A 13,332-nucleotide genomic window follows, 5' to 3' on the forward strand; every position below is an offset into this window, starting at 1 on the left:
TGGCGGCGCACCATGAAGGATCGCGTTTGGCGCACTGGTGCGAAGAGGTGCGCCACATTGGGGCGCAGGCAGTGCAGACAATACAAATCCTGTGGGAGCGGGCTTGCCCGCGATAGCGGTGGGTCAGTCACTGTGATGGTGGATGTGCCGCCGTCATCGCGAGCAGGCTCGCTCCCACAGTTGATTGGTGGCATACACCAAGTCTGTGAACGACGATGGCCCCTGTGGGAGCGAGCCTGCTCGCGATGAACGATAACGCGGTCTACGCCGGATCGACGTTATCCAGCGCCCGGTTCACCGCCAGCTCCGCCAGCATGATGCTCTGTTGAATCGCCAGCGCCGTGTAGCGCTGCGGGCCGATCAGATCGTTGGCGAAATCGCTGGCCAGGACACTTGCCGTCGCCAACGATTCGTAGGCGTGGGCCAGCAGGCTTTCGGTATCCATATTCGGGGCGACCATGAACATCGTGCTGGGACGGCGGGGTTTTTCTGTGTATTGCGCCGGGGGATCGAGGTAGTAGTCGAGGGCGCGTTTTATGGCTTCGCGGTCTTTGAGTAATTCTTCAGTGCGCGAGGTTTCGGCGTTGGGGGTGGTGGTATTGAAGGGTGGATCGGGAACTATCTTCTTGCTCATCGGGTGTTGTCTCTCAATTGGAGCCATCCTTTGTCGTTTCTCACGCGACGAAGGGGTGGCAGCTATGTGCGGAGTGAGAAACCGGTCAACACCCAAACCCGGCCGGACCGAAGTCCGCCCGCACACAGCCGCCATAGTGCATTGCGGGCAGCGGATAAGCCGGCGGCAATTATGGTGGTACTGATGTTGGATTAATAGTGTTAACCGGGTTCTCACACCCGATCGCTGAGTATTCAGCGACAGCCCAAGACTAGAGGGCCCACGTCCGACGAACAACCTGAAAAACCCGTGGGAAAGTTCCGTGTTTTGACACATCCGTTAAACATTCAAAAGCGGAACGCGCAGCGTCCCTGGCGGCATTCCCACGCGGGAACGTGGGAACGATCAATTCCCAAATTTGTGTACAACACAAATCCTGTGGGAGCGGGCTTGCCCGCGATGGCGGTGGGGCAGTCACGATTATGTTGAATGTGCCGCCGTCATCGCAGGCAAGCCAGCTCCCACAGGTGCAGTGGTTCTTTTGGAGATTAGCGGCGGCGCATCAGGCCGATGAAGAACAACCCGCCAATCGCGGCAGTGGCGACGCCGATGGGCAAGTCTTCCGGGGCGATCAGGGTGCGTGCGGCCACGTCGACCCAGACGAGGAACAGACTGCCCAACAACACGCACACCGGCAGCAATCGCCGGTGTTCAGCCCCGACCAGTCGACGCGCAATGTGCGGCACCATCAGTCCGACAAACCCGATGGACCCACTGATCGACACCAACACCCCAGTCATCAACGAAGCAATCAAAAACACCCGCAGCCGCACGGTGCGGGCATTTAGCCCGAGTGTCACCGCCGTCTGTTCACCCGCCATCAACGCATTCAACGGTCGGGCCATCCCCAGCAACAGCACCAACCCAAGCAACACACTCGCCGCCGGCACAGCGAGCAATTCCCAACGCGCCAACCCGAGCCCGCCAAGCATCCAGAACATCACCGCAGAACTGGCGCGGTGATCACCAAGAAACAACAGCAAATTGGCGATCGCCATCATCACGAATGACACCGCCACGCCGCACAACAGCAGCCGATCACTGTCCAGCCGTCCATTGCGGTTGGCGATCATCAGCACGATCAACATGCTCAACAACGCACCGATAAACGCGGCAATCGGCAAGGTCAGCAACCCGACAATCTCACCGACATGCAGCACCACGATCACCGCGCCGAGGGTCGCGCCGGAGGTCACGCCCAACAAATGCGGATCGGCCAGCGGATTGCGCGTCACCGCTTGCAACACCGCGCCAATCAACGCCAGACCGGCGCCCACCAGCGCGCCGAGTAACATGCGCGGCACGCGAATCAGCCAGACGATGTGTTCCTGGCCGGCAGCCCAGTCCGCAACACCGAAACCAAAAATCTTGTGCAGCAATATTCGCCACACCACCTCCACCGGCACCCGCGCCGGGCCGAAGCCCAACGACACCACGCACGACACCAGCAACAACGCGCCGAGGGCAATCAGCAACAAGGTATAGCGACGATCGATCATTCGCCGTGGAAACCCTTGGCCAGGGTTTCGACCGCCAGCACGTTGTCGATCCCGGGCGTGGCCTGCACGTACGGAATGACGATGAAGCGCTGGTTCTTGATCGCGTCCACCGATTGCAGAGCCTGGTTGTTCAGCAGGAATTGTTCCTTCTGCTCGGCGGTGACTTCGCCGTAATCAACGATCACGATCACCTGCGGATTGCGCTCGACCACGTTCTCCCAGTTCACCCGAGTCCAGCTCGCCTCGACGTCGTCGAGAATGTTGCGCCCACCGGCAGCATCGATCAGCGCTTGAGGCATGCCGAGACGACCGGAAGTCATGGCCCGGTCCTCACCGCTGTCGTAGAGAAATACACGTGGCTTGTCCGTCGGCAGATCCTTGCGCACCTCGGCGACTTGCGCCTGCATCTCGGCGATCACGGTGTTGGCGCGGTCCTGCACGTCGAAGATTTTCCCGAGGTTGCGCAGGTCGTTGTAAGTGTCTTCCAGACTGGCGGGCGGGCGCTTCATGACGAAGGCGCAAGACTCGGTAAGTTCGTAGACGTTGATGCCCAGCGGTTGCAGAGTTTTTGGCGTGAGATCACCGCCGACGCGCATACCGTAATCCCAACCGGCGAAGAAGAAATCGACGTTGGCGTTGAGCAGGGTTTCCACCGACGGGTACTTGGCCGCCAGCTCCGGCAAACCATCGAGGATGGTCTGCATCTCGGGCGTCACCGACTTCCAGCCCGTCACGCCGCTATACCCCGCCATCCTTGGTTTGAGGCCGAGGGCGAGCATCATCTGGGTCATGTTGATGTCATGGCTGACCGCGTGTTTCGGCGCTGCCTTGAAGGTGACTTCGCGGTTGCAGCTCTGGACGGTCAGCGGGTAATGGGTGGCCTCGGCCAATGCTTGGGCACTGCCCAGCAACAGAGCGACGCAAAGCAGGGAACGCAAAGTCATGGTTGGGTTATCCAGGTGATTCGTGGGTAGCCGTGCAAGGGATGGTCATCGATCAGGGCGTCGACGCCGAACACGTTGTGCAAAAGTTGTGCGGTCAGGACTTCTTTGGGTGGGCCGCTGGCAACGATGCGACCGTGATTGATCACGTACAGTCGATCACAGAAGGCCGCCGCCAGATTGAGGTCGTGAATGCTCGCCAGCGTGCCGATCTGCAGGCGTTTGACCAGTTGCAACAGCTCCAGCTGATAGCGCGGGTCGAGGTGATTGGTCGGCTCGTCGAGGATCAGCAATTGCGGTTGTTGAGCCAGGGCGCGGGCGAGGATCACGCGCTGTTTTTCACCGCCGGAAAGGGTGGCGAAGGCGTGGTCTTCGAAGCCTTTGAGGCCGACCGATTCGAGGGCGTGGGTCGCGAGTTTTCGGTCTTCAAGGGTGTCGCCATCAAACAGGCCTTTGTGTGGTGTGCGGCCCATGGCGACCACTTCCTCGACGGTCAGGCCAAAGGCGTCGGGGAATTCCTGCAACACCACCGCGATGCGTTGCGCGCACCAGCGGGAGGATTGCTTCCAGACGTTGTGATGGTCGAGCTTTACCTCACCGCTTTCCGGTTTGCTGAAACGCCAGGCACAACGCAACAGGCTGGTTTTACCGCTGCCGTTGGGGCCGATCAACCCGACGAACTCACCGGCGGCCACGTGCAAGGATGCGTCACGCAGCTGGAACTGGTGATGGCAATGGCCGTGGCCCAGGGGTGTCCAGGCGAGGTTTGTGAGGTTCAGCGAGGTCATGCATTTGCTCTGAGATATTGGGTGATGCTGATGACGCCATCGCGGGCAAGCCCGCTCCCACAGGGATCGCACAAATCCTGTGGGAGCGGGCTTGCCCGCGATGGGGCATTTGGATCAGAATGGCATGTTTAGGTTATACAGTAACGCTAAAAATGACCATGAGATAAGCGCCAGAAGTCTACAGCCCCCTCTAATCCGCGCATCTCGCCTGTCTCATGATGAAGGTGAGGTCGATTCAGCTTGCCGATTGAAGCGCGATAGCAGCACCCGATCCAGTACCCACACGACCACCAGCGAAGCCCCCACCAACGGAAACATCACTGCCAGCCCGAGCATGATGACCATCGCGGTTTTCCATTTCGGCAGGTCATGCCGCAACGGCGGCACACCGAATTTGCCCTGTGGCCGGCGCTTCCACCAGATCACCACGCCGCTGACGGCGCTGAGCAAAATCATCAGGCAGATCAGCAGCACGATGATCTGATTGAACGGGCCGAACATCTTGCCTTCGTGCAGCATCACGCCGACTTCGGTGGCCCTGGCGACGTTGCTGTAATGCTGCCAGCGCACGTCCGCGAGGACGTCGCCGGTGTACTGGTCGACATGCAGGGTGGCGTCGTTGCGCGGGTCGTCGGCGAACACCGAGAGGGTGAACACGCCGGTGGCCGTGGTGGGGAAAGTGATGCTGTAGCCAGGCTCGACCTTGCGTTGCACGGCGATGTTTTGCACGTCTTGCAGGCTGATGGTCGGCGCCGCCGGGCCGGTTTGCGTGCTGGCGTGGGCCATGTGTTCGGCGTGGTCGCCGGACATTGGCATCGGCGTGTTTTCCATGGCCCACGGCACGGTCTGGCGCGTGGCGCTGTTGAGGCTGCGGGCCTCGACGTCGGACTTCGGCACGTCATTCCACATGGCTACCGGGAAGCGGTTCCAGAGGTCGGCGTATTGCTTGCCCCAGAACCCGGTCCAGGTCATGCCGCTGAGCAGCATCACCAGCAGCAATGCCGCGCCCCAGAACCCGGTCACCGCGTGCAGGTCACGCCAGAGCACTCGGCCACGACTGTTCAAGCGTGGCCAGAGAATCCCGGCGGACTGGCCGCGCGGCCACCATAAAAATACTCCGGAAACCACCAGCACGACGCCCCAACCGGCGGCCAGTTCCACCAGTCGATCACCGACGGTGCCGATCATCAACTCGCCGTGAATCGAGCGCGCAATCGCTTGCAGATTTTTCTTGGCGTCTTGCTCGCCAAGGATGTCACCGTGGTACGGATCGATGAACACGTTCAGTTCATGACCTTCATCGATCACCACAAATTGCGCACTGCGTTCGGCATTGACCGGCGGCCAGTACTGTTTGATCCGGCCGTTTGGATACGCTTCTTTTACCCGCTTGAGCAGGTCATCGGCCGCGACTGTGTGATGAGCGGCCGGGACGTTCAGCAGGCTGCCGTACATCAACGGATCGAGTTGCGGTTTGAACAGGTAGATGATGCCGGTCAGGGCCAGCATCACCATGAATGGCGCGACGAACAGGCCGGCATAGAAATGCCAGCGCCAGGCCAGGTTGTAGAAATTCGGTTTGCTGTGTTTCATTTGTGTGCTCCGCCAGGCGTAGGTTTTTGTTGTTTGGTGCGGTTGCTGCGCAACCGATCGCGAGCAGGCTCGCTCCCACAGGTTCAACACTGTCCATGTGGGAGCGAGCCTGCTCGCGATGCTTTTAGAAGCTCATATCCACCTTGGTCCAGAGCGTGCGCCCCGGTTCGTTGATGGCTTGCGGATCATTGGCCGGGAAGCCGAAACCGGCGTTACCCGCCAGGTTCAAGTGTTCGGCGTAGGCCTTGCCGAACAAATTGTCGACGCCACTGCTGACCTTCCAGTTCTTGTTGATCCGGTACGCGCCGTTGAGCGAGAACACGCCAAAGCCCGAGCTCGTGTCGAAATCTTTGCCGACCACGTTGCCCTTGTTCTGGTCGATGCGGTTCTGCGCCGCAACCAAGCGCCACAAGGCGCCAGCGCTCCAGTTGTCTTCGCTGTAGGTCAGGCCGAAACGTGCATCCAGCGGTGGCATCTGCGGTAGCGCGCTGCCGTCGCTGCTGTTCTTGCCCCAGGCGTAGGCCAGGGTCGCGTCGGCTTTCCAGTTGGACGTCAGCTTGTAGGCCGCACCGAGTTCGCCGCCCATGATTCGCGCGTCGATGTTCTCGGCTTGCGAGGTCATGCCCATCATCCCCGGCGTGTAGTTGAACAGGATGTAATCGCGCACCTGCCCGACGTAACCCGAGGCCCAGACTTCTAGGTCTTCGGTCTTGTATTGCAGGCCGAAGTCGAGCTGGGTGGTTTTCTCCGGCTTGATCGAGTCGAAGGCATTCACGGAACCGGCGGGGCCGGACTTGGGCGAAAACAGCTCCCAGTAATCCGGGAAACGTTGGGAGTGACCAAGACCCGCATACAGCGTGGTCGGGCTGTCAGCCAGGTCATGTTCGTAACGGACGAAGCCGCTCGGCAGCGTATCGGCGCGAGTGTCGTCGGCCGTCGGGTTCGGGCGAGCCATCATCCCGGAGCCGATGGTCTGTCGGTAATCCTTGGCCGATGCGCGATCCAGTCGTGCCCCGGTGATCAGTCGATCACGGTCGGCGGCGTACCAGGTCAGTTCGCTGAACACGCCGTAGTTGTGGAAGTCGGCGTCCTTGTTGCGCGGCACATCCTTGTAGGCGTCGACGCCCATGGCGCTGCGTTGGCGGTGTTCGTTGGTCTGCGCATCCAGGCCACTGATCAGTTGCACATCGGCCCAGCGCCAAGTGGCTTTGATCCGCGCGCCGAGGGTTCGGCGGTCGACGTTGGAGGCCATGGGGCCGGCCATCATTCCGGTGCCGGACGGCGTGCGCAGGGTGTAGTTGTCCATCACGTGGTCGGCGTAGTTGTAGTAGACCTGCGCCTCGACCTTATCCAGCACCTCACCGATGTTCGACTGCTCGAAGCGCAGGCCCAGGCTTTCGCGCAAGAACTGCGAACCGTCCATGCCGCGCCCGGCGTAACGGGCTTCGCCATCGCCCTTGCCGGCGGTCAGTTCCAGCAGCGTGTCGGCGCTCGGGGTCCAGCCGACCGCGACGTCGCCGTTCCATTTGTCGTAACGCGAGGGCACGGTGTCGTTGTTGCCGTCCTTGTAATCGTCGGAATGCGCGGTGTTACCGATCACTCGCACGTAACCCAGCGGCCCACCGGCAGCGGCGTCCACTACTTTGTCGAAACGGCCGTTGGAACCGGCCAGCACGCTGGCGTTCACCCGGGTGCCGAGTTCGCCGAAGCTTTCCGGCTCACGGTCGAACAGGACGGTGCCGGCCGATGCGCCGGGGCCCCAGAGCACGGTTTGCGGGCCTTTGATGACGGTGAGTTTGTCGTAGGTTTCCGGTGAAATGTACGAAGTCGGCGCGTCCATGCGGCCGGGGCAGGCGCCGAGCATCATGCTGCCGTTGGTGAGGATATTCAGGCGCGAGCCGAACATGCCGCGCAGCACCGGATCGCCATTGGTGCCGCCGTTGCGCACCAGCGCGAAGCCGGGGATGGTCTTCAGATAATCGCCACCGTCGCTGGCCGGCACCGGTTGGCGCGGGTCCTTGGGGTTGGTGACGATGGTCAGCGGCGAACTCGGCGCGATGGCGGTGATCACCGTCGGGCTCAGTTCTTCGGTGTGCTCGGCGTGTTCATCGGCCAGCACCATCGGTGTCAGCAGCAAGCCGCAAAGAACGGCAGTGGCGTGCCTGAAACGAACGCGGGATTCATTCAGGGCAAAAGAAGCCTGGGCAGCGCCCAAACGTGTGTCAGCAGAAAACCTGGACATGACAATTTCCATCGAACAGTCGTAAACGACACGGCCGGCAGCGTTGCGCAATCCCTGTGGGATCGGGCTTGTGTGGTGAGGGGGCTTGCCCCCGTTCGGCTGCGTAGCAGTCGTAAAACGTTGCACGCGGTGTACTTGATACACGGCGATTGCAAGTTTTGGGGCCGCTTCGCGACCCAACGGGGGCAAGCCCCCTCGCCACACAAGGTCCGTTCCCACAGGTTGGTTTGGCTGTCTTCTAAACCGTGTGAGATCAAAGGGGGCGTGTTTACGAAGCGATAGGCGGGGCGCGGGTGCGGGCGCCGGGGAAGAAGGTTTGCCGGGCTTGACCCAGACGGGGGGAGGGTGTGGTAAAGGTGTTGACGGGCGGGATGTTGAAGGCGACGACGGTGCCGCCGCCAGTCAGCGCCGGGCAATTGAATAGCAGGCTGCAATAGCCGCATTTTTCCCAGAGTGCGTGATGGTCGGCTTTGGGCGGACAGTGCTCGGCGGCGGGTTGCGCGCCATGCTCCATGGCCGACATGTCCATGCTCATGTCCATCGACATGTTCATGGACATAGCCGCGCGCGAATCCATCGGCATCGACTGAGAAATCAGCGGACCGATAAAAATCATCAGCATGGCGAACAGGCTGATCCAGCTGCCGCGGGTCAGGCTCATTGACTGACGGCGGTGCACGGATGACTGGGTGCCAAGTGGGCGCATGGGCGTTTTCAACGTGGGCGATTACTGGGCGTGCATGTGCTCTTGCATGCCTTCAGGCGCTTTTTTCTGCACGGCGACATCGACTGTCACATCGCCGGATTTTTCGAAGTGCATCGTCAGCGGGAAGCGCTTGCCGTCGTTCAACAGGCTGCGGTCTTTCAGCTCAAGCAGCATCACGTGATACGCCATCGGGGCGAAAGTGGCTTCGCCGCCAGCCGGAATCTCGACGCTGGGCACTTGCTGCATTTTCATCAGATCGTTTTGCATCACGTGCTCGTGCAACTCGGCAACGCCTGCGATCGGCGAGTCGACGCTCAGCAGTCGGTCGGCGGTTTTGCCGTTGTTGTGAATCACGAAATACGCGGCGACTGTAGGCGCGTTGGGCGGCAACTCTTGCGACCACGGATGGGCGATCTCAAGCTCGCCAGCCTTGTATTCGTGAGCATTGGCAAAACAGGCAGGCAGCAGCAATACAGCCAGAACGATGAGTTTGTTCAACATGGCAGTTCTCCAGAACGATTCAAAACGCAGGTCAATTGCGAGAAGGAATCACACCAGAGGGGACGCGCGGGGGTTGAGACTCGGCCATTGCTGGCGTGGTGTAGGGGTGTCGAGCGTGGCAGGCGGCAGGCTTCGATTGGCCTCGAAACGTGCAAAATACAACTGCGGCGCATGCCCCGGTAACGCCACCAATGGCGCGGAGCCCGAGCAACACCAGCAATGCTGCATGTTGGAATGATCGTCGCTCTGCGGAGCTTTCTGCTCGATGTCGCCCAGGGAAATCGCCACCAGCTTGGTGCCGTTGGAAGAGCAGAAACTGCCCCACAACAACTGTTCTGCAGGCGATTTCGCCGTCTGCGCCATCGCTCCGGACATCGGCATGGCGAGCATGTTGAACAGCACTGCAAAGCAGGCGATCCAGGCAAATGCGAGCCGTGGTCGGGACATGAGGGCAGATCCGGTTGAGTGGGCAATCAGGCGCGGTTATTTAGCCTGATCAGGGGCGATAAGTAAAAAGGCCGCGTGCGGTGTGGTGTCGCAGCGTACTCAGAGAGCGACGGCATGCAAGCGCAGGCCTAAGGCTTTCATCACTTTCATGATAGTTGCGAATTCCGGATTGCCAGTGCTGCCTAACGCTTTGTACAGACTCTCGCGACCCAGGCCTGCATCGCGGGCGACTTGTGTCATGCCTTGTGCTCGGGCGATGTCGTTGAGCGCAGCGCGTATGAGGACACCATCGCCTGCATCTTCGTCAAAGCAAGCATCCAGGAAAGCAGCCATTTCTTCTGGTGTCTTGAGAAACTCGGCAGCGTCGAAGCGGGTGAATTGTTCGGTCATGACTTACTCCTCATTACCGATGTTTTGCGCCATTTGAATGGCACGTTTGATATCTCGTTTTTGAGTCGACTTGTCACCGCCCACCAGGAGCAAATAAACCACGTCACCTCTGCGGGTGAAGTACATCCTGTAGCCGGGGCCGTAATGCACGCGCATTTCATAAACCGCCGCCCCTACGGGCTCGCAATCACCAAAGTTTCCATATTCTGCCGATAGGATCCTGGCAATAATGCGGGCCTTTCCGATGGTGTCTTTCAATGAGTCGAGCCAATCGGCGAATGCACGGGATCGTTCAAAGTCGATCATGTCGGATCGTATTCCTTGGGATACAAGTTGGCAAGCAGCACTTTTCTGGGGATGAAGCGGTCCGTCCCCCATGAGTGGCGGGCCTGTGTACTTGATCGGATTAGAGGACCCTGAATATAGGGTGAAGCTATTAAGAGGAATAGCCGGCTCCTTCCTGGAAAGTTGCCAGTAAATTCGTAGGTTTCAGCAGGTCTTAGGAATGGTCTTACAAGTACAAGGCTTCCAGTATTTGTTCGACAGACCCAAACTCCCGCTCAACCCCCGGCAACACCGGCCGCTTCAACACCAGCACCGGCACTCCACGCTCCCGCGCCACTTCCAGTTTCGGTTCGGTGGCGGTGCTGCCGCTGTTCTTGCTGATCAGCACATCGATCTGCCGACGCTCGAACAGCTCGCGTTCATCCCCGATCAGAAACGGCCCACGCGCGCCAATCACTTCGCAGCGCTCGTTGCCCGGATAAACGTCCAGCGCACGCAACGTCCAGAATTGTTCCGGTGGAATTTCGTGCAGATGCTGCAGCGGTTCGCGGCCGAGGGTGAACAGCGGTCGGCGAAAGGGTTTCAGTGCTTCGATCAGTTCGGCCCAGTCGCTGACTTCGCGCCAGTCATCCCCGGCTTGTGGTTGCCAGGCCGGGCGTCGCAGGGCCCAGCATGCGATACCGCACAATTGTGCGGCGGTGGCGGCGTTCTGGCTGATTTGCGCTGCGTAGGGATGGGTCGCATCCAGCAGTAAATCAATGCCTTCATCCCGGATGAATTGCGCCAGACCTTCAGCGCCGCCATAGCCGCCAACCCGAACCTGGCAGTTCAGATCCGTCGGCACGCGACCGACACCGGCCAGGCTATAGATGTGTTCCGGGCCCAGAGTCCGGGCGATGGCCAGGGCTTCAGTGACGCCGCCGAGCAACAACACGCGCTTCATTGAAAAACTCCCGCATGGCCGACAATCCCGCCCTGGCGATCGATGGCGAACACTTCGACCTGAACCTGCGCCGGCACCACGCTGCGAGCAAAGTCCAGAGCGTGCTGACACACCGCATCGCCGAGCGCGATCCCGGCAGCGCTGGCCATCGCCAACGCCTGCTGACTGGTGTTGGCTTCGCGGATCGCCTGTTGCAACGCCGCATCAGCGCCGACCGTCGCAGCCCACTCGGCCAGTTGCGGCAGGTCGATGCTTGAATGCCGACTGTGCAAATCCATGTGCCCGGCCGCCAGTTTGCTGATCTTGCCGAAGCCGCCGCACAGGCTGAGTTTATCCACAGGCACTTTGCGTAAATGCTTGAGCACCGCGCCGACGAAGTCGCCCATTTCGATCAGGGCGATTTCCGGCAAATCGTAGACTCGGCGCATGGTGTCCTCGCTGGCGTTGCCGGTGCACGCGGCGATGTGCAGGTAACCGTTGGTTTTGGCGACGTCGATGCCTTGATGGATCGAGGCGATGTAGGCCGCGCAGGAGAATGGCCGGACAATGCCGCTGGTGCCAAGGATCGACAAGCCACCAAGAATTCCCAGCCGCGGGTTCATGGTTTTCAGCGCCAGGGCTTCGCCGTCCTCGACGTTCACCGTGACCTCGAAGCCGCCCGGGTAATCCAGCTCTTCGGCCAGCAGCGTCAGGTGCTCGCTGATCATTTTGCGCGGCACTGGGTTGATTGCCGGTTCGCCGACGTTCAGCACCAGCCCGGGCCGGGTGACGGTGCCCACGCCACGGCCGGCGCTGAAGCGAATGCCCGGCTCACTGTGCAAACGCACCTGGGAAAAGAGCAGGGCGCCGTGGGTCACGTCCGGGTCGTCGCCGGCGTCCTTGATCGTTCCGGCTTCGGCGCCGTCGTTCATCAACCGACAGAATTCCAGGCGCATCTGCACCCGTTTGCCTTTGGGCAGAATGATCTCGACGGCGTCCGCTTCGACGCCACTGAGCAGCAGGCGTGCGGCCGCGAGGCTGGTGGCGGTGGCGCAACTGCCGGTGGTCAGGCCGCTACGCAGCGGTGCGGGTTGTTCGGCGGTTTCGTCACGCATCGAGGGGTTTCGTCACGTCCAGCAAGGTAATCGGCAGCGCCTGACGCCAGGTGTCGAACTCGCCCAGCGGTTGCGCCTGAGCGACGTGAATGCGGGTCAGTTCACCGCCGTGTCGTTCGCGCCAGGCCATCAGGGTCACTTCGCTTTGCAGGGTGACAGCGTTGGCCACCAGTCGACCGCCGGGTTTGAGTTGCGTCCAGCAAGTGTCGAGCACGCCCTCGCGGGTGACCCCGCCGCCGATGAAAATCGCGTCCGGGCGTTCCAGCCCATCCAAGGCTTGCGGCGCGCTGCCGCGAATCAATTGCAGACCGGGGACGCCGAGGGCATCGCGGTTGTGTTCAATCAACAACTGCCGACCGTCATCGGCTTCGATGGCCAGCGCCCGGCAACTCGGATGAGCGCGCATCCATTCAATGCCGATCGAACCGCTGCCGGCGCCGACGTCCCACAACAGTTCGCCGGGTGTCGGTGCGAGACGGGCGAGGGTGATGGCGCGCACGTCGCGCTTGGTCAGTTGGCCGTCATGCTGGAAGGCTGAGTCTGGCAGGCCGGCCAGTCTGGACAGGCGTGGCGTGTTCGGTTCGGCGATGCATTCGATGGCGATCAGGTTCAGGTCGGCGATCGCTGGCTCGCTCCAATCGTTGGCGACACCCTCGATGCGTCGTTCGGCTTCGCCGCCCAGATGTTCCAGCACGGTGAGGCGACTCGGCCCGAAACCGCGCTCGCGCAGCAACGCCGCGAGGGCCGCCGGGCTCTGGCCATCGTTGCTCAATACCAGCAAGCGCACACCACTGAACACATGGGCGTTGAGCGCGGCGAGGGGGCGGGCGACTACAGAAAGCGTCACCACGTCCTGCAACGGCCAGCCCATTCGCGCTGCCGCGAGGGAGCAAGAAGAGGGCGCCGGCAGAATCAGCATCTGCTCGGCGGGCACTTGCCGTGCAAGGCTGGCGCCCACGCCAAAAAACATCGGGTCGCCGCTGGCCAGCACACAAACCGGCTCGCCGCGCAGTGCCAGCAATGGTTCAAGGGAAAACGGACTTGGCCACAGTTGCCGCTCGCCGCGAATGCATACCGGCAGCAAATCCAGTTGTCGCTGACCGCCAATGATCCGCGAGGCGCCCAGCAGGGCGCGACGGGCATTCTTGCCCAGGCCCTTGAAGCCGTCTTCACCGATACCTACTACTGTCAGCCAGGGTGACATCTGCCGTCCTCAAAAAAAGTCCACAA

The 13,332-nt window shown here is 61.1% G+C and carries 14 protein-coding genes; all 14 read right to left on the reverse strand.

From position 1 onward, the window contains the following. Positions 1–262: 262 nt before the first annotated feature. The 14 genes from ACZ3HH_RS05535 to cbiE all read right to left on the reverse strand — a co-directional run bounded on the left by ACZ3HH_RS05535 (position 263) and on the right by cbiE (position 13,306). Positions 263–634 (reverse strand): DUF6124 family protein, encoded by a 372-nt coding sequence (locus ACZ3HH_RS05535; RefSeq protein WP_465803267.1) that lies wholly within the window; start codon positions 632–634, stop codon positions 263–265. A 527-nt stretch (positions 635–1,161) separates the two neighbouring features. Then, positions 1,162–2,172: a FecCD family ABC transporter permease gene (locus tag ACZ3HH_RS05540; protein WP_465803269.1), complete on the reverse strand. Its 1,011-nt coding sequence runs from the start codon at positions 2,170–2,172 to the stop codon at positions 1,162–1,164. Beyond that, positions 2,169–3,116, reverse strand: a complete 948-nt coding sequence (locus tag ACZ3HH_RS05545; RefSeq protein WP_465803270.1) for an ABC transporter substrate-binding protein — start codon at positions 3,114–3,116, stop codon at positions 2,169–2,171. Before ACZ3HH_RS05545 ends, ACZ3HH_RS05540 begins: the two co-directional genes overlap by 4 nt. After that, complete coding sequence (locus tag ACZ3HH_RS05550) at positions 3,113–3,901, reverse strand: ABC transporter ATP-binding protein (protein WP_052965871.1); 789 nt, start codon at positions 3,899–3,901, stop codon at positions 3,113–3,115. The genes ACZ3HH_RS05545 and ACZ3HH_RS05550 overlap by 4 nt, the downstream gene beginning before the upstream one ends. Before the next feature lie 213 nt (positions 3,902–4,114). Continuing rightward, positions 4,115–5,494 (reverse strand): PepSY-associated TM helix domain-containing protein, encoded by a 1,380-nt coding sequence (locus ACZ3HH_RS05555; protein WP_465803272.1) that lies wholly within the window; start codon positions 5,492–5,494, stop codon positions 4,115–4,117. 124 nt (positions 5,495–5,618) lie between these two features. Continuing rightward, entirely contained in the window at positions 5,619–7,736 is a 2,118-nt protein-coding gene (locus ACZ3HH_RS05560; protein ID WP_465803273.1) for a TonB-dependent copper receptor, read from the reverse strand. 268 nt (positions 7,737–8,004) lie between these two features. Then, positions 8,005–8,442 (reverse strand): DUF2946 domain-containing protein, encoded by a 438-nt coding sequence (locus ACZ3HH_RS05565; protein ID WP_465803275.1) that lies wholly within the window; start codon positions 8,440–8,442, stop codon positions 8,005–8,007. 21 nt (positions 8,443–8,463) lie between these two features. Then, entirely contained in the window at positions 8,464–8,943 is a 480-nt protein-coding gene (locus ACZ3HH_RS05570; protein ID WP_465803277.1) for a copper chaperone PCu(A)C, read from the reverse strand. 48 nt (positions 8,944–8,991) lie between these two features. Continuing rightward, complete coding sequence (locus ACZ3HH_RS05575) at positions 8,992–9,390, reverse strand: DUF2946 domain-containing protein (protein ID WP_465803279.1); 399 nt, start codon at positions 9,388–9,390, stop codon at positions 8,992–8,994. Between the two features lie 99 nt (positions 9,391–9,489). Continuing rightward, positions 9,490–9,780, reverse strand: coding sequence for an addiction module antidote protein (locus tag ACZ3HH_RS05580; protein ID WP_461970434.1), 291 nt, complete (start codon positions 9,778–9,780; stop codon positions 9,490–9,492). A 3-nt stretch (positions 9,781–9,783) separates the two neighbouring features. Continuing rightward, a complete protein-coding gene (locus tag ACZ3HH_RS05585; RefSeq protein ID WP_465803280.1) occupies positions 9,784–10,086 on the reverse strand; it encodes a type II toxin-antitoxin system RelE/ParE family toxin in 303 nt (100 codons plus the stop codon). A 205-nt stretch (positions 10,087–10,291) separates the two neighbouring features. Then, the gene (locus ACZ3HH_RS05590) at positions 10,292–11,008 is read right to left on the reverse strand and encodes a cobalt-precorrin-6A reductase (protein ID WP_465803281.1); all 717 of its coding nucleotides are present in this window, start codon (positions 11,006–11,008) and stop codon (positions 10,292–10,294) included. Next, a complete protein-coding gene (locus tag ACZ3HH_RS05595) occupies positions 11,005–12,102 on the reverse strand; it encodes a cobalt-precorrin-5B (C(1))-methyltransferase (protein WP_465803282.1) in 1,098 nt (365 codons plus the stop codon). The genes ACZ3HH_RS05590 and ACZ3HH_RS05595 overlap by 4 nt, the downstream gene beginning before the upstream one ends. Further along, on the reverse strand, positions 12,095–13,306 hold the full coding sequence (gene cbiE, locus ACZ3HH_RS05600) for a precorrin-6y C5,15-methyltransferase (decarboxylating) subunit CbiE (protein WP_465803284.1): 1,212 nt from the start codon (positions 13,304–13,306) through the stop codon (positions 12,095–12,097). The genes ACZ3HH_RS05595 and cbiE overlap by 8 nt, the downstream gene beginning before the upstream one ends. Between the last annotated feature and the right edge of the window lie 26 nt (positions 13,307–13,332).

It is taken from the genome of Pseudomonas sp. PME37.24/025 (assembly GCF_055556615.1).